A 24,498-nucleotide genomic window follows, 5' to 3' on the forward strand; every position below is an offset into this window, starting at 1 on the left:
CGAAACGATAAAAAAATGAAGAGAACCAGACATAGAAACAAAGATTTTGATGGAAGTATTGCAGTGCAGGAAAAAAGTAAAAAGAAAAGAAATTTCCTTATACCTTCATTAACTTCACCTATATTTTTTATTATTATTTGTGCATTGGTTGTCGCAGGGGCATTTTACGGGACTAAAAATATAAGTCCAAAATCTAAAAAAATTGATTCTATAAATTCTGAGTTTGTTAATTTGAATTCTGTTTCTGACTCATGGAGTTGTCCTTATTTAGTATCAAATAGTACAAGTGTTGATAATCAAATAATTTATTATAATCCAAGCGATAAAGAGGCAAATATAACTGTTCATCTATATAATTTGGATGGCAGTTTACTCTCTTCAAAAGATTTCAAATTAAAATCAAAATCATCTCTATCGGAGTTGGTTTCAACTTATGGAGAGAATGTTAATGCTTCTGGTGTTATTGAAAGTTTCGGCTCACCAATAGTCGTATATAGAAATATTGTTTTATCTGATGGTCCTGAGGTGTTGCCTTGTGTAAAAAATCCTAAGGATATATTGGAATTAGATAACTTAACCACTGCCCAATATACCAATACAACTTTAATTTTAAATAATCCTTTTAGTGCAGATGTAGTAGTGGATGTAAATGCTCGACTGGTGGATAATACTCAAAGTCCATTCAAAGTACTATTAGACGATGCAAAGGCTATAGTTATTCCTGGTCATGGACGCGTTGATATTGATGTACAAAAAACATTTGGCCGATATCCAATGATAAATTTAACAGTGCAGACAAGGAGTGGTTTTATCTCTGGTGAAGCAATAGTTAATAAGCAAATTGCTAATACTTCGAATGGTCAAACTATAGTCACTTCATCATTATCTAACTATACGAATGACACGATCTACATATTTGGTAATTCACCTTTAACAATATATGCACAAAGTAATTTATCGAAATCAGCTGCCTTAGATATTAAAGCTTATGGTACTGACAATAGGACAATAGCAACTCAAGAACAATCTATAAATGTTGGATCAACAATATCAATAGCTGATCCTGGAGTGGAGTTTGGCTTTCATGTTGTCGAAATTATTTCAAACGCAGGAAAAATAATTACTAAAAATGGTGCATCGAATGATGAAGTATTAGCGCAAAATAGATCGTCATTTGTTTCTTATGTTGGTAGTTTTACAAATAATGAGACACTTAGCGCAAGTACAGTGACATCGTTAACTTCTAAATCTATTGTATTAGTTGCTAGAGACAGCGATACTCTTGGATTATTTAATCCATCAACAAAAACAACAAAAGTAAATGTGTCATTTATCGATACAAATATTAAACAATTATCTTTTGAAATAGGACCAAATAGTTTTTTTCGATATGTCCTCAATGAAGTTGACCTAAAGCCCGGTGTTGTCGTCTTAAGCATAGATTCAACACAAGATTTAGTTGCATCAAGTTCGAGAATAGGACTTTCTGGCATAACTAACGGAGTGTATATTAAAAAATGATTTGGATAGTTTATATTGTAATAGTTTTATTGTTAATCGCGGTATTTCTGTTTGCTTCTAGGAGAAAAGAAACTAATGTTCAGGTAACTAATTATGAGTTGCCTACTTATATTGATATAACGGATATTAAGTCCAATAGCGAAGACTTTTTCGTCATAATTTTTTCTTCAGAGAACTGTGATGGCTGTAAGATAGTTTTAGAAAAAGCAAAAGTATTAGAAAGTAATTCAGTTGCAGTAGAAGAAATTTCATATCAAACAACTCAAGGCAAAAAACTCCATCTAAAATATCAAATAGAAGCTGTACCCAGTTTACTTATAGTTGATAAACATGGAAATGTTATAAAAACATATATGGGTAACGTAACAGCTACAGATTTATGGGCAGCAGTCGCACAAGCTCGTGGTTCAGAATTAGGTTGTACTGATTCTGGAAGTTGTACTTCGCATTAAGCTTATATGATTAATTAGTAGTATCTACATCGATTGAAGTTATTGAATTAGCGCATTCGCGACCCATAGCCTCGTCGACTAATTGGCCAACTTCTTCACCACTAATTTCTTCTTTTTCAACAAGAGCCCCCGCAATAGCATCTAAACCTTTACGGAATTCTTTCAATACCTTATGTGTTCTGACTTCAGATTCTTTAAGGATCAATGATGCTTCATCGTCAATTAATTTAGCTGTATCATCAGAATATTTCTTTGAGCTCATCATTTCATCGCCAAGAAAAATGGAACTTGAACTACCCCAAGCCATAGGTCCTATCTTGTCAGACATACCCCATTCTTTTACCATGGATTGTGCAATATCAGTAGCTCTTTCTAAATCATTTGAAGCACCAGTGGATTGATTATCAAATACAGTTAGTTCAGCACCACGTCCAGCTAACATAACCATTAATTGGTCAAGCAGATAGTTTTTGTTATATGAATATCTTTCCTCTAGAGGTAATTGTTGGGTCATACCTAAAGCCATACCAGTAGGAAGTATTGTTACTTTATGAACTGGGTCAGCATTTTTTGAAAGATATGCAAGCATTGCATGTCCACCTTCGTGATATGCAGTCAATTTCTTTTCATGCTCATTCATTAAAACCGAAGGTCTACGAAGACCCATTAGAACTCTATCAATAGCTGAATTGAAATCTTGGTAATGAACTTCATTCTGTCCACGTCTAACAGCATGTAAAGCTGCTTCATTAACTAAGTTTGAAAGATCTGCACCACTCATTCCAGGTGTTGCTCTTGATAATGTATCAATATTTACATCGTCAGCAATCTTCTTTCCAATAAAATGTACTTTTAGTATTTCTAAGCGTTCATCTTGTGTTGGAAGAGGGACAACTATTTGTCTATCAAAACGTCCTGGACGCAAAAGTGCAGCATCAAGAATGTCTGGACGGTTAGTAGCAGCCATCATCACAATGCCTTCGCTAGTTTCGAATCCATCCATTTCAGCGAGCATCTGATTCAATGTTTGTTCACGCTCATCGTGTCCACCACCAACACCTGCGCCTCGTTTTCTACCTATAGAATCAATCTCGTCTACGAAAATTATTGCAGGCGCACTTTTTCGTGCCATTTCAAAAAGATCGCGAACTCTAGCTGCACCTACACCAACAAACATTTCCATAAAATCAGAACCAGTAACAGAAATAAACGGTACACCAGCTTCACCAGCAACAGCTCTGGCAATAAGAGTTTTACCTGTACCTGGAGGCCCTACTAATAGAACACCTCTAGGTATTCGAGCACCAATATCTTTGAACTTTGACGGATTTTTTAAGAAGTCAACAACTTCACTAATTTCTTGTTTAACGGGACCGTATCCAGCAACATCCTTAAATGTTGTTTTTGGATTTTCGCTGTTATATATTTTTGCTTTAGAACGTCCAACGTTCATAACCGAGCCCATTTGGCCACCTGCTCGTTTAGAAACAAATAAGAATAATCCAATTAGGATTGCTGACATGATAATAAAAGGCATCCAATCAGCTAAGAAATTTGAACTCACTTTCTTATAACTAAATTTAACTTTTGCATCTTCAATTAGCTTTAGATCTCTTTCAGAAATATCTTGAAGTGGACCGTCGGTTTTATATTTAGTGTATTTATCAATTTTAGTTTTTAAATCACCCTCGATATTTCCTGATGCAGGCTCATATATCGCAGATTTTATCTTTCCATTTTTAACAAGAGTTTTAAAGCTTTCCTTTGAACCAGAATATTTTATAGATTTTATATCTTTGCTATTTAAAAGAGAGCTAGATGTTGAGATAAGGATTATTGCAAATGTAGCAATGGCCACCCAAGCCCATAAAGAAGGTTTCTTGCTTGTTGGTGGTTTGGGTAGTTTAGAACTCTTTTGTTTCTCGTTAGAAGGTTTAGTAGGCTTTTGGGGTGTAGGTGGGTTGTTTGACATCGGTTCCTTTTTGAATTTGTCTTAGAGTCATTTTAGGCGTTAGTCGCGCGCTTGGCTCGAGTTTAAAGACTTTTATGTAAAATAGAATAAGAATAAGTGTCTATTCGCTAACTATTTTTTTCATACTTTGAATATAAAACCATTTAGATCGAATAATATTTCATATATGGAAAATATAAGTCATGATAATACTCAGTTATCAGATAAAAGCGAATCAAAGATTCCTCGATTTGGCACACTAGCTGGAGTAGGCGCAATTTTGACCTATTTGCTTGCCTCGCTTCCACTTGTTGCTATAGCGGGTTTAATTGTTGCTTTGAATTCTTCAAAGGAAAATGGTGTAAATAATGATTTAAGTTCATCGGAAGTATCAAATAAGATAAACGATTTAATTGCCAAACCCGGATTTATTATAGCAATTATTGCGGCAAATTGTATAGGTCTATACATATGGGTCTTTCTTGTATCAAAGATCCGTGGATCTAAAAATATAAGAGATGATTTTGGATTACATTTTACGAAAAGTGCGTGGTGGTTTATTCCAGTTGGAATAGGATTGCAATTATTAAGTCTCATATTGTCCTTGCCAATATCATTATTAAAAGATAATCTTAAAAATCAAGATGTAGCAGTTGGCCTAGTTTCTGCAAAAGGGGCTATTTTATTCCTTTATTTTTTATTCGTTGCCTTAATAGTTCCTTTTACAGAGGAGCTATGCTTTCGAGGAGTATTTCTTCGTGGCATATTAAGACGTTATAAGCCTATTCTTTCAATTCTTATATGCGGGATACTGTTCGCTTCGATACATTTATCGGATAAAAATGCATTCTACGGATTTTCCTCATTAATGATTATAGGTATATTCTCTAGTGCATTAACCGTTTATAGAGGCAGGATCGATGCTTCAATAGCGTTACATATAGGGTTCAACTTAACAGCTGCAATTTTCTTAGTAATTACATAAATTTGATAATTAATCATATTTTTTATATTTCTTCGTCAAAGCTAAAGGTTTTTCTGATAAATGACGATTATTCGTATATAAGTTCCATATTGACCATAGGAGAAAATTATGCGCTGTCCAAACTGTAAAAGCGATACATACGTAGAAATAAACATGCATTTAGGTGAAAAAGATGTTGCATTTCGTAGATGTGGACGTTGTGAGACACAAAAATGGGAAAGTCAAGATGTAGATATTGACTTAAGCGAAGTATTGGTTTTTGCGAAAGATCTCGAATCTTAAAATATAATTCATTCTAATTATAGAATTTTATTGGCTTTGTCGTTTTACGTGGCTATAATTCTGTAAAATGGTGAGTGGCCAAAACCAAACAAGATATCAAACAAAATTACAAACAAGATTTCAAAAATAGTTTTAATAAAATATTTAGTCGACCTATTCTTTTTTATAAAAGAAAAGCTAATTTATTAGATACTAACCCGATTGCTTTTGCGCTTCAATCGATAACAGCTTTTGGTGTATTTGGATGCGTTGTCACAGTATTAGTAGCTGTACATCCAAATTTAATTTTACATGACAGTACGCCCACCGGTGGAGATATGGGTGCCCATGTGTGGTGGCCTGCTTATATGCGCGACATATTACTTCCAGCTGGAAGAATCTTCGGTTGGTCTATGGACTATTACGCAGGATTCCCGGTTGGGCAATATTATTTTCCTGTTCCTGCTGTGATGATTGCAATCCTGGATATTATCTTTCCATATAATGTTGCATTTAAAATTGTTGCTGTATCTGGTTCTGTTATTTTGCCTTTAGCTGCATATGTCTTGGGGCGTGCCATAAAAGCTTACCGTCCAATACCTATGTTGATGGCTTTTGCTGCGATGATTTTTTTGTTTTTTCAAGGCGATCCAAGGAGTTCTAGTCCATCGGTTAATTCATTGTTAGACATCAAAGGTGCGGTTGGTAATCAAAGAATCATGGGTGGTCCATTAGTCTCAACTATGGCTGGCGAATTCTCCTTTTCGATATCGCTTTGTTTTGCATTGTTTTTCTTAGCAGCATTTTATACAATGATAAGAGATGGAAAATACCGAGTTACTACTGCGGTACTTTTAGCTCTTACTATAATGAGCCATTTAGTTGTGGCGATATTTGTTGGTCTGGCAGCAATAGTATTTTGGGGATCATATTATATTTCTACAAAGGGTTTCAAAAAGGTATTTGGATATATGCTCTTGTTATGGATAGGTATTATTACCATGTCTATTGGAGCAATAGGTCGCTACTTTTTTGATCATAAGACTGACTGGCTTGTGTATCTAGTTTTTCTATCATCATTTATTTTGCTTGTAGTTTTTATTTATGGTTACAAAAGACGAAAAGGTGCTAAAGAAATAATCAAGGATGGGTATCCTCTTGTTTTAGGATTATTACTTTCTAGTATTTGGTTTTTACCTTTATTGGCTAGGTTTTCTTATACTTCAAATATGAGATATACGAAAGTTACTAACGATCCAGCGACAAAAGTTAACGAACTTTTTGAACTTTATATAACTCCGCGTTATATGTTTATAGCAGTATTTATACCAGTTGCCATTGGCTTTATCTTAAGTGCAACATTATTAAGAAAGCATATAATCCCATTAATTTTGACCTCACTCATGATGGCAACGGTTTTTGCTCTATGGCCAGAAGGTCACGCCTGGAACTTAAGATTCTTACCATTTTGGTATTTATGTATTTATTTCGTTGCAGCTGTAGGTATCGGAGAATTAATTAGGGTACCTGCAGAACTATTATCTTATTTTGGGCGTAAAACTAGAACTAAAATAATGTTCAAATTGTCAGGAATTTATCAGATCGTAATTTTAATCTTCATAATAGCCATGACACTTGTCTACATTGTAGGATTTGGTTCAAAAAGTATTGGTCCCGATGGAGTAGATCACCGAGCAATTCAAGATAAGCGCGGTGCAGGTGTTGATTGGTCAAAATATAATTTTAACGGATACGAAAATCTTCCTGACTATAAAGAATTCAAAGCTTTAATGGACACCATGGCTAAATTAGAACCAGGTCGCGCACTTTGGGAAACAACACAGAGCGGTTATGGGACAACTCTGGCTTTAATGTTGTTACCGTATTATACAAACCACCGTATTTCTTCAATGGAAGGTTTATACTTTGAGGCCAGTGGTACTACTGCATATCATTTTCTAAATGTTGCTGAAGTTTCAAAGCAATCTTCTAATCCAATGGCCTGGCCCAAATGCGAAAAGAATAAAGATCTTAGCCTTGTAGACCCTAATTGTATCGATCAGTATTATGGCAATATTGCTGATTTTGATCGTGGTATTGATCATATGAAGCTTATGGGCGTGAGATACTATATGGCTTATAGCGAAGATACTAAAGAGTTAGCTAAAACAAACAAAAATTTGAAACTGGTTGCAGAAGTCCCAGATATGCCAGATGCCATAGACCAACAAACACTCGATTATTATAAGCAAAATAAATTACCATTACCTGATCCTATTTATTCTGTACCTAATGGTTGGAAAATTTATGAGGTAGTTGGTTCTTCGGTTGTTGAACCATTAGCTATTGATCCAATAATTGTTTCTGATAAATCTGATAAGTCCGACTGGGTTCAAAGTGGTAATAGGTGGTTATATGATTGGTGGAATTCCTATACCAAATACCCTGTATTCTTAGATCATGGACCATCAAACTTTAAAAAAATGACAGCTGATGATGCTTTAAAGGATGTATTATCTGCAAAAGAGCAAAAAACAGTTAGTAAAGTAAAAGTATCAAAAGTTCAATTGAAAAATGATTCAATAAGTTTTGATGTTGATCAAATTGGTAAACCAGTTCTAGTGAAAGTATCTTATTACCCAACATTTCAGGTTAGTGGTGCAAAAGAAATATATCGTGCAAGTCCAAACTTTATGGTTGTGGTTCCAACCTCTAAACATGTAAAAATTCAAATAGAGCGAGATGCTATTGAATGGATATCAATTTTCTTATTCTTCCTAGCAGTATTTTTACTAGTTTTGATTAAAACAAAGAAACCTTTAATTTTTATAAAAAAAGCATTCAAATAACCATTTTTCTTCAATTGCCATCGTTCGTTTAAGGCCAATTAGACTGATTGTAATGAAATCTGAAGTAGATATAAAAGACAGTGTAAAAAAAGTATTTAAGGCATATGATGTTAGAGGTCTATTTCCAGGGGAATGGGATGATGATATTGCAAGACTTGCTGGAAATGCATTTGTTCAATATCTAAATGCGGAATCTATTGTTATTGGTCGAGATATGAGAAATTCATCTCCTGTATTAGCAAAAGCATTTTGTGAAGGCGCCATTATGGCTGGGGCAGAAGTATTTGACATTGGTCTTGCTTCAACAGACATGCTTTATTTTGCTAGTGGACATTTAAATATGCCAGGTGTCATGGTCACAGCATCGCATAACCCTGCTCAATATAACGGCTTAAAAATGTGCAGACAAATGGCAGCTCCAATTGGTGAAGACTCGGGGCTATCTCAAATTAAAGCCGCTGTTGAATCAGGTATTTTGGTACGTCATGAAATCCCTGGTGAACTAAAAGAAATCGATTTAGCTAATGAATTTAGAGACCATTGTTTATCATTTATTAATCCAAAAACAATAGAAAACTTAAAAATTATTGCTGACACTGCAAATGGTATGGGTGGCTACGTTGTTCCGAAAGTTTTCGACAAACTTAATTGCAAAATTGAGATAATGTATGGTGAATTAGATGGTTCTTTCCCGAATCATCCAGCCGACCCTTTGCAAGCAGAGAATTTAAAAGACCTTCAAAACAGAGTTGTCGAAACCAGTTCTGATATTGGTTTAGCTTTTGATGGTGATGCAGATAGAGTATTTCTTGTCGACGACATGGGTCAAACTATGGGCGGCTATTTGACTGTTGCAATGGTTGCACAGTCATTACTAAAGAAATTTCCAGGAGAAACAATTGTTTATAATCTCATTTGTTCAAAAGCTGTCCCAGAGCTAATAGAAAAGTCCGGCGGTATTGCTCATCGTACACGTGTGGGTCATAGTTTTATAAAACAAGTCATGGCTGATACTGGCGCAATATTTGGTGGCGAGCATAGCGGACATTACTATTTCCGCGATAATTATTATGCAGACTCAGGATTGATAGCAGCACTTATGGTCCTTGAATTACTTGCTGAATCGGAAAAAAAACTTTCTGAATTGCGTAAAGAATTTGAACCATATTTTCAAAGTGGCGAGATAAATTCTGTTGTAAAATCTGTGCCAAAAAGTATCGAGAAGGTTACTAAATATTTTTCTAAAAACGAAATCGATAATTTAGATGGGCTAACGATTAACGATGGAAATTGGTGGGCAAATATTCGTCCGAGCAATACTGAACCTCTTGTGCGGCTAAATGTAGAAGCGCATAGTGACGAACTTTGTCGAACAAAAACACGTGAGATTTTAGAGATTATACGAGGCGAACAGTGAGCGACCCGAAATTGCTTACTTCAAATAAATTAGAAGATACTTTACTAGATATAATTGTATGTCCAATTGATAAACAGCCATTAATATATTCCTATATCGACGATATAAATAGTCCGATTCTGGCTAATATTAGAATTAATAGATATTACGAAATAAAAGATTCGATACCTATATTGTTAGAAGAAGAATCTATAGATATTAATAATAATGAAATAGAAATTTTGAAAAGGAACACTATCCGTACTACCGGAAAGTAAATTAAAACAGCCAATAAGATTAGGGTAAAGGAAAAAATGACTGAACAACAAATTATAGATTCAATTGATTATTTTGGGATGGTAAAAGGTCTTCCAGAGCAGTTTATTACTGCATTAGCTTCAGCTGATAAAGTTGATGTTTCACCAATTGATTCATCAAAAATAAAAAATATAATCGTATTAGGGCTTGGTGGTTCAGGTGTTTCTGGCGATGTTGTACAAAGTGTTGTTAGTGATGAATGTTCAATTCCAGTAATTGTATCTAAGCACTATGAGTTACCAGCATTTGTTGATGAATCAACTTTAGTTATAGCTGCTAGTTATTCTGGCGATACAGAAGAAACTTTATCTGCATTTTTACAGGCGCGCGAATGTGGTGCACAAATAATTTGTGTAAGTTCAGGCGGTAAATTAAAGGAATATGCACAGCAATCTGCTTCAATAGTATATTACCCAACTCAACAGAATCTACAACCTCGTGCTGCTTTAGGGGCTATGTCTTCACCAATCTTTACTGCTTTAGATAAATTAGGTATTTATAATGGTGGAATAGAAAAATGCCATCAGGCTGTATCTCAATTAGAAAAACGAAAACAAGAATGTCAAGACTATAACTCGTCTAATGTTGCAACTGATTTAGCAAAGAAAATCGGTTCAACTATTCCTATTTTTTATGGTGGAGATGCACTAGGTGCTGTTGCTGCATATCGTTTTAAATGTGAAGTTAACGAGATTGCTAAATCGCCTGCATATAATCACTATTATCCAGAACTTTGTCATAATGAAATTGTTGGGTATGGTCAGCATGGAGATGTCACAAGGCAACTTTTGACACTTGTTGAATTACGCAATGACTATGAACACCCGCAAACTATTCGTCGTTTTGAAATAACTAGAGACCTTATTCGAGAGACACTCGTGGATGTTTTAGAATTTAGAGCACAAGGTGATAATAAATTTGCCCAGCTCTGTGATACCTTCTATGTAGCATCTTTTACTTCAGTATATATGGCTTTCGACGCTGGTGTTGATCCTGGACCTGTCGACATTATTTGGCAATTAAAAAATGCTCTAGCTTAATTTCCTGTTAAGGTTTAGTATTTTCAACTAATTTATACACATCAAAATAGGGATTAAAGAAAGTGAAAGATGACAAAAGATCCAGACGCTACCGGTGATTCATATTCGGAGTTTGATGATCCATCACGTTATGATATTTTCTTAAAGCGCGATGGGGACCCACGCAATGTAGTCGATAAATATAAAACAATGAAACTCGAATATATAATTGAGGATTTAGAAGCTAATCGCCAAGCATTACATGTAGCAGTGGAAAACTGGGAAAAAGATATTAATCTTGGAACAATAACGCGTTCAGCGAATGCCTATAACGTTTCGGGTTTTCATATTGTTGGTGAAAAAAGGTTCAATCGCCGTGGGGCTATGGCAACATATAGATATATCACAATGCATCATCATGAAACTGTTCAAGATTTAAGAGATTATTGTGATGAGAATGATTTAGTAATGATAGGTATTGATTGTATCGAAGGTTCAGTTCCCATTGAAGATGTTGATCTACCGTCTAACGCCATGTTGTTAATGGGAAATGAAGGCGTTGGTTTAACTGATGAGGCAGTAAAACTATGTGATGTTATTTACGAGATAACTATGTATGGTTCAACAAGGTCTCTTAATTCATCTGTTGCGGCTGGAATAGCTATGTTTCATTGGGCGCAATGTAATATAAAAAGATAAGGTATTAATCCTGCAATTCGCTTAAATTAGCGTTGAGTTTAAAAAGATCTGAAATGAGAAATATGAATGAAATATTAATGGAAAATGATTATAAAGTTGCAGATTTATCTTTAGCCGATTTTGGTCGTAAAGAAATAGAGTTGGCAGAAATCGAAATGCCAGGACTAATGGCATTACGTGAAGAATATGGTCCAAGTCAGCCCCTTAAAGGTGCAAGGGTTGCAGGTTCATTGCATATGACAATACAAACAGCTGTGTTAATAGAAACTCTTATCGATCTTGGCGCACAAGTTCGGTGGGCGAGTTGCAATATTTTTTCTACACAAGACCATGCAGCTGCAGCTATTGTTGTAGGTCGTAGTGGATCAGTGGAGAAACCACAAGGTGCGCCGGTTTTTGCATGGAAGAATGAGACTTTAGAACAATATTGGGAATGCACACAAAGTATGTTGAATTTTGGTCCCGACTATGATGGGCCAACAATGATTCTTGATGATGGTGGAGATGCGACTCTATTAGTTCATAAAGGTGCAAAGTTTGAAAAGGATGGATCTGTTCCTGCACCAAAAGATTCTGATAACCACGAATACAAATTGATATTACAAACTATTTCTAAATCATTAGAGCAAGACCCAACTTTTTATACACGTTGTGCTTCAACTATTAAAGGAGTTAGCGAAGAAACCACTACGGGTGTGCATCGACTTTATCAAATGCATGATAGCAAAGAATTGATGTTTCCTGCTATAAATGTTAATGACTCTGTGACTAAATCAAAATTTGATAATTTATATGGTTGTCGTCATTCATTGATTGATGGGATATGTCGTGCTACTGATGTAATGTTGGCTGGTAAATTGGCTGTAATTTGTGGCTATGGTGATGTAGGAAAAGGTTGTGCGCAGGCCTTAAGAGGACAAGGTACTCGTGTTGTAATTACTGAGATCGACCCAATATGTGCATTACAAGCAGCAATGGAAGGTTATGAAGTTGTTTTACTCGAAGATGTCTTAACAGATGCTGATATTTTCATTACAGCTACAGGCAATACTTCAATTATTAATGAAAACCATATGTTTAAAATGAAGAATAATGCCATTGTAGGAAATATAGGCCACTTTGATAATGAAATAGACATGGCTGGTCTAATTGCTAATGAAGATATCAAAGAGAAGAATATTAAACCACAAGTGGATCAATATGAATTTCCTGATGGCCACAATGTTATTGTTCTCGCTCAAGGACGTTTGCTGAATTTGGGCTGTGCTACTGGACATCCAAGTTTTGTGATGTCGTGTAGTTTTGCAAATCAAGTTCTTGCACAAATAGATTTATATAAAAATGAAGATAAATATGAAATTGGTGTTCACACTTTAAGCAAAGAGCTAGACGAGCATGTTGCTAGGTTACACCTTGACAAATTAGGCGTTCGCTTAACTGAATTGAGTAATGAGCAAGCGGAATATCTAGGGATTAGTAAATCCGGTCCTTTTAAACCTGATCACTATCGATATTAGTAATATATTTGTCACATGTTGATATTAAATTATTGGCATGTCTTCATTGAATATATCTATTAATAAATCGACACTGAATTTAAAAAATTCTTACTTAGATACACATACATGGTTTTTAGATTACAATGATGTTAAATACCTATTATGGAATGCTAAATATAGACAAGAATTTTCCATTTATAATAAGTTTATAAAAAAAATAGCAATACAATTGACTGACTTAGATAATGTCGATTTCATCACAAATGTTCCAACATCGAAACATCACATCACTAAGCGTGGTTTTGACCATGGAGAATATTTGGGAAGAACATTTTCAAAGAATTTAATGCTGACGTATAAAAATTTATTAATACCTGTACATGATATTGATCAAGTCCATAGTAGCGGTGACATGAGGCGAAAACTGCCTAGATATATGTGTAAAAAAAATATATATAATAAAAAAATATTAATCATAGATGATATTGCTACAACTAGAACTTCACTAAATAGGTGCGCTCAAGCACTAAAAGAAAAGGGTGCAAATCGAGTTGATGCTGTGACTATTGCCTTTCGACATTTGCAACATTATTAATGGATATTTTTAATATAAAATTAAAAATTGATTAATTTTATATATCTATTTGCGCATTAAACGAAAGAATAGTTATATCACAACAGAGAAAATATATCCTATTTAAGTAGTTTGTCTAAAATACCGATTAATAAATATGATGAAAATTAAAAATATTCTCAACAAAATGTACTGGGGTAGCCATGAACAAAAATGAAATAGTACAGAGTGAATTTACTGAACAAGAAGTTTACATGATAGCTGTTGAGACAGCTATCAGTACCTTATTCGAACAAGCTGATGACGATTCTAGGTATCACCATAGTGCACTATCTTGTAAACAAAAGTTAAGAACTAGCAGTATAAAAGCAGATTCAAGTGATGTCGCGGAATCATTTTTAGGGTGGACAGTTGTTTTATAAGTACTAACATTAGTTATAATTGTAAAAACAACAAGGAGAAAATGTGGACATCACTATTCATGAAAAACATACGTCAGTTTCAGAAGAAATAAAAAATATTGCGATTACGAAACTAGAGAAAATAACTCGATTCGTACATGATGCTCATAAGTTAGAGGTTGATTTCATTGAACAGCCAGCAAAGAAAGCTACTCAACGTTTTGTTTGTGAAGTTACTGTTCACTGCAAGCGTAATGTATTAAAAGCTCATGCAGAATCAACGGAGATTGGTGATGCTTTAGATAGAGTTATTGATAAAGTTGAATCACAAGCAGCAAAACTAAAAGACAGAAGAGTAAAAAGATATCATCCTCGAAAAAGGGACCTAAAGACCAATGCTTTGGTGAATGATGACGATCTTGCAGCGAGAATATTTGCTACTGATCAAGTTGAGGAAGATGCAAAAGTCATAAAAGTAAAGAAACTTGAATTTAAACCTATGGAAGTTGGGGAAGCAAGTTTGCAAATGGATTTATTAGGTCATGACTTCTTTGTCTTCCAAAGTATAGATAGTGAAAAACTAAATGTACTATATCGCCGAAAAGACGGACATCTGGGTATCATTGAACCTAGCTAGGCTTAATTATTGCTTCAGAAAATACTCAATTTCTAATTAATAGCGTGTAACCTTTATGCGTGGCAATTCTAAAAAAAGTATTAAGTGTCGGTGAAGGCAAAAAAGTAAAAAAACTCGAGGCTGTAGTTCCTGCTGTAGCGTATTTCGAAGATTCAATGATTGCAAAAAGTGATCTTGAATTAGCAAACCAGACAATATTATTTCGTGAACGACTAGCTAAAGGTGAAACCCTCGACGATATTTTACCCGAAGCATTTGCAACGGTACGAGAAGCCGCAAAGCGTGTTTTGGGTCAGCGTCATTATGATGTACAGATAATGGGTGGTGTTGCACTTCATTACGGTTGGGTTGCCGAAATGAAAACTGGTGAAGGTAAAACTTTAGTTTCAACATTGGCAGCATACTTAAATGCACTTGCTGGTAAAGGTGTCCATATTGTTACTGTCAACGATTACTTAGCTAAACGTGATGGTATGTGGATGGGTCAAGTTCACAAATTTTTGGGATTAAGCGTAGGCATGGTTTTGCCCGATATTGATGATCCAGAAGAAAAGCGCAATGCTTATGCATGTGATATCACATATGGAACTAATAATGAATTTGGTTTTGATTATCTTCGTGACAATATGGCAATTACTAAAAATGACCAAGCCCAACGAGGACACTTTTTCTGTATTGTCGACGAAGTTGACTCAATTTTAATTGATGAATCCAGAACTCCTCTGATAATTTCTGGACCATCTAATGAATCAAATGAACTCTATGCGCAGTTTGCAAAAATAATTAAAGCCTTAGTTATAGATCGTGATTATGAAGTCGACGAAGCAAAATTTTTAGTCTCACCAACTGATGAGGGTATCAGTCGGGTTGAAGCTGCTCTTGGTATTGATAATTTATATGAACATGTAAACCAAAATTTTGTACATCAAATGACTACTGCTATTAAAGCAAAAGAATTATATAAAAAAGGTGTCGACTATATCGTTGCCGATGGTGAAATTAAAATTGTTGATGAATTTACCGGCCGTATTCTAGAGGGTCGCAGATGGAGCGATGGTGTACACCAAGCTGTCGAAGCAAAAGAAAATGTTTCTATTCAAGAAGAAAATCAGACACTAGCAACAGTGACATTACAAAACTATTTCAAACTTTACGAGAAGATTTCAGGTATGACTGGTACTGGTGTCAGCGAAGCCGGTGAGTTCATGCACACTTATGGACTCAATGTTGTTTCTGTCCCAACTCATAAACCTAAAGCACGAGCTGATCATGCCGATTATATATATAAAACTGAAGCAGGGAAATTTAATGCTGTAGTTAATGATTTACTTGAATGTCATAAACGTGGTCAACCAGTATTAGTCGGTACGGTATCTGTAGAAAAATCTGAGCGACTTTCTAGAATGTTGGACAAAATAGGTGTCAAACATAGTGTATTGAATGCTAAAGAGCATACACAAGAAGGCCCAATAATTGCACAAGCTGGACGAGTTGGTTCAATTACTGTTGCTACAAATATGGCTGGTCGTGGTGTTGACATTTTGCTTGGGGGTAATCCTGAAGGATTAGCCTTACAACAATTGTTAGCTGAAGGCAAAGATCTTGAAGATGATGGTGTTAAATCAGAACTTGTAGCTTTAGAAGAAACCTATGATCAGCAATGTAAGTCTGAAGGTGATCAAGTGCGTGAACTTGGTGGTTTATATGTACTTGGTACAGAAAGACATGAATCACGACGAATAGATGACCAGTTACGCGGTCGTTCTGGACGTCAAGGTGACCCTGGTGTTTCTCGTTTTTATCTTTCGCTTGAAGATGATCTTATGCGTTTGTTTAATAATGGTGCTATGAACTGGGTAATGGATAAAGCATTTCCCGAAGATGTGCCACTTGAAGCAAAAATGGTTTCAAAAGCAATAGAGCGCGCTCAAACAACAGTTGAATCACGTAACTTTGAAATACGAAAAGATGTTTTGAAATACGATGAGGTAATGAATGAACAGCGAAAAATCATTTATCGTCGTCGTCAACAAATAATTGATGGTGAAGATTTAAGTGATCAAGCTTATGAGATTATTGAAGAGGTTGTTTCTAGCATCGCCAGTAGCTATTGTGAATCTGAATATAGCGAAACATGGGAAATCGACGGGTTGTTAAAAGAATGTGCGACATATTATCCAGTTACACTTTCCCATGAAGCAATACTTCAATTAAGAAGCATCAAAGAATTAGTTGAAAGTATTGTCAATGATGCTTTAGAGCAATATAAACAAAAAGAAAGCCAAATAGGTTTTGATACTTTAAGAAATATTGAACGTAAGGTTATGCTAGATGTTATTGATCAGCATTGGCGCGAACATTTATATGAGATGGATTACTTACGTGAAGGTATCAACCTTCGTGCTATGGGTCAGCGTGACCCACTTACAGAATGGCAACGCGAAGGTTTCGAAATGTTCGGTGTCATGATGGAGAGTATAAAATCTGACTTTGTGAGATTTGTTATGAAGTTAAATGTAGTTTCTAAAGATGAAGGTCGCCGAAAAGAGCAAGAGCTTTCATATAGCGCTCCAGAAAACCCTGTTCAAGGATCTGATGCATATGCTAATTTAAGTCTTGATCCTGCATTGGCTGCTGCTCAAAGTGGATCCATAAATCAAGGTCAAGCAAACCAGGAAAGAAGTATACCAACACCTGTAAAAGTTGAAAAAGTCCCAGGTAGAAACGAACTTTGTTTTTGTGGGTCTGGTAAAAAATATAAACTTTGTCATGGTAGATAATACAACTGTATATTTGGATATATTTATATAATGAGAGATTTCACTAACCAGATATCTGATTTACGTCGCCGTGTTAATGAAGCAAATTTTTATTTAAAAATTGATCTTGCATTAGAAGAAGTAAAAGAATTAAATATAATTGCGTCTGATTCAAAATTGTGGGATGACCCTGAAAATGCGAAAAAAGTTAATTCTCAATTAGCTGGTTTTAATGATGATATTGAACTAGTCAAAAACTTAGAAAGTAAATTGAGCGATATTGCTACTTTACATGAAATGATGCGTGAAGCAAAAGATGACTCTTTGGAACCTGAAATTGATATAAACATAACTGAACTAGCGAAGCAATTGGATTCAGTTGAATTAAGGTCGCTATTCATAGGTGAAAATGACGAACGTGATGCAATATGTTCAATAAATTCAGGAGCTGGAGGAACTGAAGCCTGTGATTGGGCAGATATGCTGTTCCGAATGTATTCGCGTTGGTGTGAACGAAAAGGTTTTGAACTTAGTATCGATGATCTATCCCAGGGAGAAGAAGTTGGTATTTCTTCAATATCCTTTACAATAAAAGGTAAATATGCATATGGCATGTTAAGCGGAGAATCAGGTGTCCACCGTTTGGTGAGAATATCTCCATTTGATTCTCAATCAAGAAGACATACATCATTCGCTTCAATGGAAATTGTGCCGGCACTAGAAGAGTCACAAGTTATAGAGATCGATGAATCAGAATTGCGTGTTGATACATATCGTTCTTCGGGTGCTGGTGGACAACATGTAAACAAAACCGATTCTGCAGTTCGATTGACACACATACCATCAGGGATAGTTGTCCAGTGTCAAAACCAGAGAAGCCAGATCCAAAATAAAGCTAGAGCAATGCAAATATTGAGCGCTAAATTAGCTGAAAAACAACGTATTGAAAGACTAGAAGAAGTAGCTAAACTAGCAGGAACTAAAATGGAAGTTGGATGGGGAAGCCAAATACGTAGTTACGTACTAGCACCATACCAGCTCGTACGTGATGAACGTTCACAAGTAATTGATAATCAAGAAAAATCAATCTGTGAGACTGGAAATATTATTAATGTCCTAGATGGCGATATAGATCAATTTATTTCAGCGTATCTACAGTACAGACGTACACAATCGTAATATTAACCATTATTTTTGCAAATAATACATTAAATGGCCAAAGATGTAATTTTAAGGTCAAAATTTTGATAACCTAATGTCGCATGATTCGATTTGAAAACGTAACTAAATACTATGGCCAAAATGTTGTAGCTTTAAGAGAAATAAATTTAGAGATCCAAAAAGGAGAGTTTGTCTTTTTAGTTGGTCCTTCTGGTTCTGGTAAATCATCTTTTTTGCGATTATTACTAAGAGAAGAAATAGCTAGCCAAGGTCGTGTCCATGTCGCAGGCCGTGATATTGGAAGATTGTCTCAATGGAAAGTTCCTCAACTTCGTAGAAACATAGGATGTATTTTTCAAGACTTTAAATTATTACCTCAACGAACTGTTTATGAAAATGTTGCTTTCGCACAAGAGGTTATTGGTAGGCCGCGAGATATTATTCGTGCACAAGTTCCTCAAATACTTGAACTTGTAGGTTTGGCTGAAAAACAAAATCGTTTTCCTGATGAACTATCTGGTGGAGAACAACAACGTGTTTCGATTGCACGAGCATTCGTTAATCGACCATTAATCCTTTTAGCCGATGAGCCAACCGGAAATTTAGATCCAGCAACTACTGTTGGAATTATGCGTTTGCTTGATAGAATTAATAAAACTGGTACAACAGTAGTAATGGCGACACATGATGTTCGAATAGTTAATGAGATGCGAAAACGTGTTATTGAGCTTGATCATGGAAATTTAGTTAGAGATCAAGCACGTGGTGTTTATGGATCTGCACTGGAAGAGGGTGCTGAATAATGCTTTCTAGAATGTTTTATTTCTTAAGAGAAACTGGTATCTCGCTATGGCGAAATGTTTCTATGACTATTGCAGCAATTTTGACAATATTTGTGACACTCTCACTTGTGGGTGTTGCCATGCTTGTATTCTTCTGGAATAGTGCTGGTACAAAGAATGTAGAAAAATCTGTACAATATGAAGTGTTTTTAGTCTCTAAGGCTGATGAAACGCAGATAAAAACAGTCAAAGACCAAATTGAAACGGATAAGAAAAAAAATCTGGTTGTTAATTATGAATTTATAACTAAAGATCAAGCTTGGGAATTTTTCAAACGTGAATTTAAAGATGAAAAGGATACATTAAAGTCTGTAGATAAAGATGTGTTGCCAGTGAGTTTTATTATTGCTCCAAAAGATCCAAAATTACTAGATTCACTAGTCGCAAAATATAGTGCTATACCTGGAGTTGAGAATGTCACGAAGGCCGATTTTAAAGATGAAATACGTCGGGCTAATTTAATTAATCAAACCCTATCCGTTTTTGCTCTTATACTTTTAGTGGCTAGTTGCGTATTAGTCTTTAACACGGTTCGTCTGGCGGTGTTCGCTCGTCGTAGGGAAATCGAAATCATGAAGCTAGTTGGCGCATCTAACTGGTTTGTCCAGGTTCCATTTATGGCTGAAGGTGCTGTACAAGGTTTATTTGGTGGTATCTTTGCTTCTATTAGTGCATTTATTTTTAAAACAGTAATCCTTGATGATACATTTTCAGGAAAAGGTTTTCGCGGTTTCTTTGTGACTAGTAGTGATCTTCTACTAACAATTTTGTTGGTGCTATTCGCTGGTATCGCTGTTGGATTCGTATCTAGTTATCTGGGACTAAAACGCTATCTTGATGTTTAAGATCATACTTAGCATTACTTAGTTCTCTGTGCTTGCTTCAATACGTGAAACTGTAGATGTTCATTTCATGATTATAACTACTTAAAAATAGCATTTAAGACTTGATATCAATCAATTATTTCGCTTAATGCGTGTAAGGTCTCCATAATACCTTAAATACTTTTCTTCCGGCTCTTTACTTTTTCTTGTTTAGTGACGAGAATACATCGAGAAAAAAAGTTGGGATGATAATGAGGAAATATTTTAAATATATAGTTCCATTAACTATTTGTTGTGCGATTATTAGTTCACAATATATTGCATATGGTACTGTTGAAAAATCTGTAGCAAAACATACAACAATAATATCTGCGACAGATCCACGTATCCAAAAATTAACGGCTGATCTTGAATATGCAACAAAAGCAGAAGCCGTTGAGATATTAAAATATGCAACTGCAAAACAGGCACGACTTGATGCTGATGCAAAATTAGCAAGTTTAAATTCTAAAATTAAAGCCGCACAAAATGCTAGAGCAATAGCGATTGCAGATCAAGAATCAGCGAAAGCAGAATATGCTGATTCACAATTAAAGTATGATACTTCAATTAAAGAAAGTGATGATGCTAAGAATCAAAGAGACAGAGCAATCATCGATCTATATATTCAAAGTTCCGATCCAGATTTTATACCGTCAGTTTTAGATGTACCTATAAACGAACGCCAAGATGTTGTAAGAAAAACAATTTTAAGATTTCGTTACACCGATCAGAAAATAGAAACTATAAAAGTTTCTGCGATAAAAGCAGATGAGGCAGTGGCAGAAAAAGCTTTACATATTGATGCCTTAATGAGGGCAGAAGCTTCAAAACAAGAAGCTGATCGACAAGAGGCAGCACTTATTCCACTTAAAGCAGATCTAGCAAACGCGCAGGCTGATGCAAAAGAAAAAGAAGCAATAGAGCAAAAAGCTGTAAATGCAATAAAGTCACAAAAATCATCTTACACTAGTCAAATAAATCAAATAAAAGCAGACTCAGATGCTTTGGCTGCTCAAATTAAACGTAAACAGAATCAAATTATTACACCAACACCCGTCATTCCTGGGAGAATGATCCACCCTGTATCAGGTAGTATAAATTCTTCATTTGGCTATAGAACTCATCCTATTTATGGAGATGCGAGATTACATGCTGGAATAGATTTTAATGCTGGCGTAGGAACTCCAATTAAAGCTGCAAAAGCAGGTACGGTGATTTCCGCATCAGTAATGTCTGGTTATGGCAATGTGATAGTAATTGACCACGGTGGTGGAATATCGACACTATATGCACATCAGAGCTCATTTGCTGTTAGTGCAGGTACGTATGTAACGCAAGGACAAATTATTGGCTACAGCGGTATGTCAGGAAATGTTACTGGACCACATTTACATTTTGAAGTGAGAGTTAATGGAACGCCTACTGATCCAATGGCGTATTTATAAAAAAATCGACATGCCCTAAAGCATGTCGATATTAAATTTAATTAATTTTTTACTTATTAATTAGAAGTTACTTTTGAAGCAGGATCTGCAACATAACGTAAATATGGTTTTACTGCATTGAATCCTTCTGGGAAAAGCTCGTTTGCTTCCTCGTCACTAAGACCTGATCCTACTACTACGTCGTCGCCTGATTTCCAGTTTGCTGGTGTAGCAACTTTATATTTAGCTCCAATTTGTAGAGAGTCAATAACTCGAAGAATTTCGTCGAAGTTTCGACCAACTGATGCAGGATATGTAAGTGTTAACATTACTTTCTTATCCGGATTAATAATAAAGACACTTCTTACAGTTAGTGTTGCCAATTCATTAGGGTGGATCATATCGTATGCGTTAGCAATTTCTTTATTTTCGTCTGCAAGTAGTGGATAATTCATTTCAGTCTGGCATACATCTTCTATATCGCCAACCCAATCATTATGTGATTCGATACCATCTACACTAAGTCCAAGAACTTTTACATTCCGTTTTTCGAATTCATCGCTAAGTTGAGCAACAGTACCAAGTTCTGTTGTGCAAACTGGGGTAAAGTCCTTTGGGTGTGAGAATAATACTGCCCAAGATCCATCGATATATTCGTGAAAATTTATCTCGCCTTTAGTTGATTGTGCAGTGAAGTTCGGCGCTTCGTCGCCTAATTTAATTGACATTTATCTTTCCTTTACTTTAATTTTTATTACATATGTCAGTTACAGCCTAGATCTTTTAGTTCTTAAAGTAAAATAGTTGTTAAATGTGATACTTTAATCCAAATTGAATAAATTTCTTTTTCTTGCATTTGACACAGGGTACTAATTTCGAGAAGATTGTTTGTTGTGGGGAATATTTTTGCGCAGGGGCTAGAACGAAAACTTGGTTTTCGAGAAGATCAAAGGATAGCTTTAATAGGTGCTAGTCAAGATGTTGTAGAACATTTTGCAACTGAATTTAACTATATAGATTTTTCTACAACGTTACGCGGTGGTTTTGATATAATAGTTTTTTTTGCAACACGTAATTTTGAACTAGAAAAAAGAATAACCATACTCACAAGATCACTTAGACCTAAAGGCGCTTTGTGGATTGCTTGGCCGAAAAAAACTTCACGGATTGTTACTGATCTAAACTTTGATGTTGTACAAGAAATAGGTTTAGCACAATCTTTAGTTGATACAAAAGTTTGCTCTATTTCCGAGGTATGGTCCTCACTACGTTTCACAGAAAAACGCACAATCCCATCGCTTTCTAACGTTTAATTTTGGCCCATTGTCGGCATTTGATATTTCTCCAGCGCTCCGCAATCGTTCCGAAATAAAAATACCTACAAACTCGTATTAACTACTTAGAAGCATAATTGATGCTATTTCAATTTAAATGAAGGTTCAGTTGATTTTATTCTTTAGGTGCAATAGCTTCTTTTAATACTTCGATAACATGTTCGCGTCTTGTCGCTAGAGCTTTAATGCTTAGAGGGTCACCGTCTATAACTTGTGAGACGAGTGAAGAGTCGGACAAATATGAAAAAGCAGCACCATATCCTGTGATAAGCAACTGTCGGGCATCGTATTTTTTTAGACGCCCATGTTTCATTTCGTTTTCTAAGAATTTAGCACCACGATCGATTAATGGTTTTAGAGCTGTGCCGAGTTCACTCGAGAAAAGCGAATCTGGATCTAATGCTTCTCTTCTAGCGATCTTAACGAAGTATGGATGTTGTTCGAAAAAAGTAAAGGCAGCACGTAAGAGTTGTTCAACTTGGTCCCAGCCATGAACTTCTTTTCCAGTCGCATCGCTCATCAAAAAGATCCAACCTTTAAATTCATTCAAAATAACTTCACGATACAAAAGTTCTTTTGAAGAAAAGTGATACATGATCGATGGCTTTTTAATTCCTACGTCGTTAGCGATATCATTTAATGAGGTTGAATCATAACCGTGATCTGAAAATCGTTTTAATGCCGCATAAAGTATTTGATATTTTGTGTCTGGTTGGACGGTTGAATTTCCTTTGTCTGTAATATTTATAACTTTTGCAATGTTTGCATCTTCTTTTTTATTTGCTTTCGACATAATTACAGTCTAACCGCGAATAACTTTCTATGGTAAATGCATATAAGAGTGACGATACAATTCGAAATTATATATATTTGAAATATCGAATCATTACTTATAGGAAATGCCAATAGTCCGAGTAAAGCAGCCAATATGCTTAATGTATATACCCAGTGAGATTCAGTATCTGGGAATCGCCAAGTTTTTAAGAAAACAGGTAGGTAGGCAACTAAATTCGCCGTAATGGATAGCCAAATTCCTAAATATGCATTACCTGTAAGTTGCCAAGCTATTACACCACAAATTGCTACGACAAGACAGCTCCAATCAAATAATGAGGTACCTCCCATGCCCCTATGGATAGAAAGTATAAAAACAATTAATGCAAATATGAGATCGATACCAGCAAAAATCCGTGCACCTAAATTTCCTTGCGCCGCAATAATGCTCAAGAAATTGAGTGAATGAACGAAAGTTAATATGAACCTGGTTGTTCGATGTGGTTTGGATGTTCCACGAATTATACTTACGACATAAGAGCAAGGAGCAAGCAATGCAACTAATGTGCTCGAAATTAATAAAAAATTATGCATGTTTGATTCTATTACGTTTGACAACCATTCATTCATATTTTTCTGTGCGTTAGCTGTTTATACTGCGCAATACTGCACCATGAACAGCTAACGCCCAACATTCTGAGAATAGTTCTGAAAGTAATGTGACGAAATAAAAAATTGGTGGAGGTGGGGGGTATCGAAACCCCCGTCCTTTAAAC

Annotated in this window: 23 protein-coding genes; 19 read left to right on the top strand and 4 right to left on the bottom strand. The window is 35.4% G+C overall.

Annotated features, from left to right (window positions below):
- Positions 1-15: 15 nt before the first annotated feature.
- Positions 16-1,521 carry a hypothetical protein gene (locus tag KBF89_04770; GenBank protein MBP9115638.1) on the top strand — a complete coding sequence of 502 codons (1,506 nt, stop codon included), beginning with the start codon at positions 16-18 and terminating at the stop codon, positions 1,519-1,521.
- Positions 1,518-1,973 carry a hypothetical protein gene (locus KBF89_04775; GenBank protein MBP9115639.1) on the top strand — a complete coding sequence of 152 codons (456 nt, stop codon included), beginning with the start codon at positions 1,518-1,520 and terminating at the stop codon, positions 1,971-1,973. Before KBF89_04770 ends, KBF89_04775 begins: the two co-directional genes overlap by 4 nt.
- Before the next feature lie 10 nt (positions 1,974-1,983).
- Here KBF89_04775 and ftsH read toward each other — a convergent pair whose 3' ends face one another.
- Positions 1,984-3,945, bottom strand: a complete 1,962-nt coding sequence (gene ftsH, locus KBF89_04780) for an ATP-dependent zinc metalloprotease FtsH (protein ID MBP9115640.1) — start codon at positions 3,943-3,945, stop codon at positions 1,984-1,986.
- Between the two features lie 166 nt (positions 3,946-4,111).
- On the opposite strand from ftsH, the gene KBF89_04785 reads away from it, so the two are divergent.
- The 16 genes from KBF89_04785 (at position 4,112) to KBF89_04860 (ending at position 21,635) form a co-directional block, all read left to right on the top strand.
- Positions 4,112-4,909 (top strand): CPBP family intramembrane metalloprotease, encoded by a 798-nt coding sequence (locus KBF89_04785; protein ID MBP9115641.1) that lies wholly within the window; start codon positions 4,112-4,114, stop codon positions 4,907-4,909.
- A gap of 108 nt (positions 4,910-5,017) precedes the next feature.
- Positions 5,018-5,191 (top strand): hypothetical protein, encoded by a 174-nt coding sequence (locus KBF89_04790; protein MBP9115642.1) that lies wholly within the window; start codon positions 5,018-5,020, stop codon positions 5,189-5,191.
- Between the two features lie 74 nt (positions 5,192-5,265).
- Positions 5,266-8,019, top strand: a complete 2,754-nt coding sequence (locus KBF89_04795; protein MBP9115643.1) for a hypothetical protein — start codon at positions 5,266-5,268, stop codon at positions 8,017-8,019.
- Between the two features lie 52 nt (positions 8,020-8,071).
- On the top strand, positions 8,072-9,436 hold the full coding sequence (manB, locus tag KBF89_04800) for a phosphomannomutase/phosphoglucomutase (GenBank protein ID MBP9115644.1): 1,365 nt from the start codon (positions 8,072-8,074) through the stop codon (positions 9,434-9,436).
- On the top strand, positions 9,433-9,693 hold the full coding sequence (locus tag KBF89_04805) for a hypothetical protein (GenBank protein MBP9115645.1): 261 nt from the start codon (positions 9,433-9,435) through the stop codon (positions 9,691-9,693). Before manB ends, KBF89_04805 begins: the two co-directional genes overlap by 4 nt.
- 36 nt (positions 9,694-9,729) lie before the next feature.
- Positions 9,730-10,773, top strand: coding sequence for a bifunctional phosphoglucose/phosphomannose isomerase (locus KBF89_04810; GenBank protein MBP9115646.1), 1,044 nt, complete (start codon positions 9,730-9,732; stop codon positions 10,771-10,773).
- Between the two features lie 69 nt (positions 10,774-10,842).
- The gene (locus KBF89_04815; protein MBP9115647.1) at positions 10,843-11,451 is read left to right on the top strand and encodes a TrmH family RNA methyltransferase; all 609 of its coding nucleotides are present in this window, start codon (positions 10,843-10,845) and stop codon (positions 11,449-11,451) included.
- 77 nt (positions 11,452-11,528) lie between these two features.
- Positions 11,529-12,968 (top strand): adenosylhomocysteinase, encoded by a 1,440-nt coding sequence (locus KBF89_04820; protein MBP9115648.1) that lies wholly within the window; start codon positions 11,529-11,531, stop codon positions 12,966-12,968.
- Positions 12,969-13,005: 37 nt separating this feature from the next.
- The gene (locus tag KBF89_04825; protein MBP9115649.1) at positions 13,006-13,545 is read left to right on the top strand and encodes a ComF family protein; all 540 of its coding nucleotides are present in this window, start codon (positions 13,006-13,008) and stop codon (positions 13,543-13,545) included.
- Between the two features lie 182 nt (positions 13,546-13,727).
- Complete coding sequence (locus tag KBF89_04830) at positions 13,728-13,946, top strand: hypothetical protein (protein ID MBP9115650.1); 219 nt, start codon at positions 13,728-13,730, stop codon at positions 13,944-13,946.
- 43 nt (positions 13,947-13,989) lie between these two features.
- Entirely contained in the window at positions 13,990-14,562 is a 573-nt protein-coding gene (raiA, locus tag KBF89_04835; protein MBP9115651.1) for a ribosome-associated translation inhibitor RaiA, read from the top strand.
- Positions 14,563-14,621: 59 nt separating this feature from the next.
- On the top strand, positions 14,622-17,342 hold the full coding sequence (gene secA, locus KBF89_04840; GenBank protein ID MBP9115652.1) for a preprotein translocase subunit SecA: 2,721 nt from the start codon (positions 14,622-14,624) through the stop codon (positions 17,340-17,342).
- A 30-nt stretch (positions 17,343-17,372) separates the two neighbouring features.
- Positions 17,373-18,500: a peptide chain release factor 2 gene (prfB, locus tag KBF89_04845; GenBank protein MBP9115653.1), complete on the top strand. Its 1,128-nt coding sequence runs from the start codon at positions 17,373-17,375 to the stop codon at positions 18,498-18,500.
- 83 nt (positions 18,501-18,583) lie between these two features.
- Positions 18,584-19,285: a cell division ATP-binding protein FtsE gene (gene ftsE / locus KBF89_04850; GenBank protein MBP9115654.1), complete on the top strand. Its 702-nt coding sequence runs from the start codon at positions 18,584-18,586 to the stop codon at positions 19,283-19,285.
- On the top strand, positions 19,285-20,169 hold the full coding sequence (locus tag KBF89_04855) for an ABC transporter permease (protein ID MBP9115655.1): 885 nt from the start codon (positions 19,285-19,287) through the stop codon (positions 20,167-20,169). The genes ftsE and KBF89_04855 overlap by 1 nt, the downstream gene beginning before the upstream one ends.
- Positions 20,170-20,399: 230 nt before the next feature.
- Positions 20,400-21,635, top strand: coding sequence for a peptidoglycan DD-metalloendopeptidase family protein (locus KBF89_04860; protein ID MBP9115656.1), 1,236 nt, complete (start codon positions 20,400-20,402; stop codon positions 21,633-21,635).
- Positions 21,636-21,691: 56 nt separating this feature from the next.
- Here the strand turns inward: KBF89_04860 and KBF89_04865 are convergent, their stop codons facing one another.
- Positions 21,692-22,342: a peroxiredoxin gene (locus tag KBF89_04865; GenBank protein MBP9115657.1), complete on the bottom strand. Its 651-nt coding sequence runs from the start codon at positions 22,340-22,342 to the stop codon at positions 21,692-21,694.
- Between the two features lie 165 nt (positions 22,343-22,507).
- Here KBF89_04865 and KBF89_04870 point away from each other — a divergent pair, with 165 nt between their 5' ends.
- Positions 22,508-22,927, top strand: coding sequence for a DUF3052 domain-containing protein (locus tag KBF89_04870; protein ID MBP9115658.1), 420 nt, complete (start codon positions 22,508-22,510; stop codon positions 22,925-22,927).
- A gap of 136 nt (positions 22,928-23,063) precedes the next feature.
- Here KBF89_04870 and KBF89_04875 read toward each other — a convergent pair whose 3' ends face one another.
- The gene (locus tag KBF89_04875; protein ID MBP9115659.1) at positions 23,064-23,741 is read right to left on the bottom strand and encodes a TetR/AcrR family transcriptional regulator; all 678 of its coding nucleotides are present in this window, start codon (positions 23,739-23,741) and stop codon (positions 23,064-23,066) included.
- A 2-nt stretch (positions 23,742-23,743) separates the two neighbouring features.
- Positions 23,744-24,316 carry a hypothetical protein gene (locus tag KBF89_04880; GenBank protein MBP9115660.1) on the bottom strand — a complete coding sequence of 191 codons (573 nt, stop codon included), beginning with the start codon at positions 24,314-24,316 and terminating at the stop codon, positions 23,744-23,746.
- Positions 24,317-24,498: the final 182 nt, after the last annotated feature.

It is taken from the genome of Acidimicrobiia bacterium, from assembly GCA_018057765.1.
Classification (GTDB): domain Bacteria; phylum Actinomycetota; class Acidimicrobiia; order IMCC26256; family JAGPDB01; genus JAGPDB01.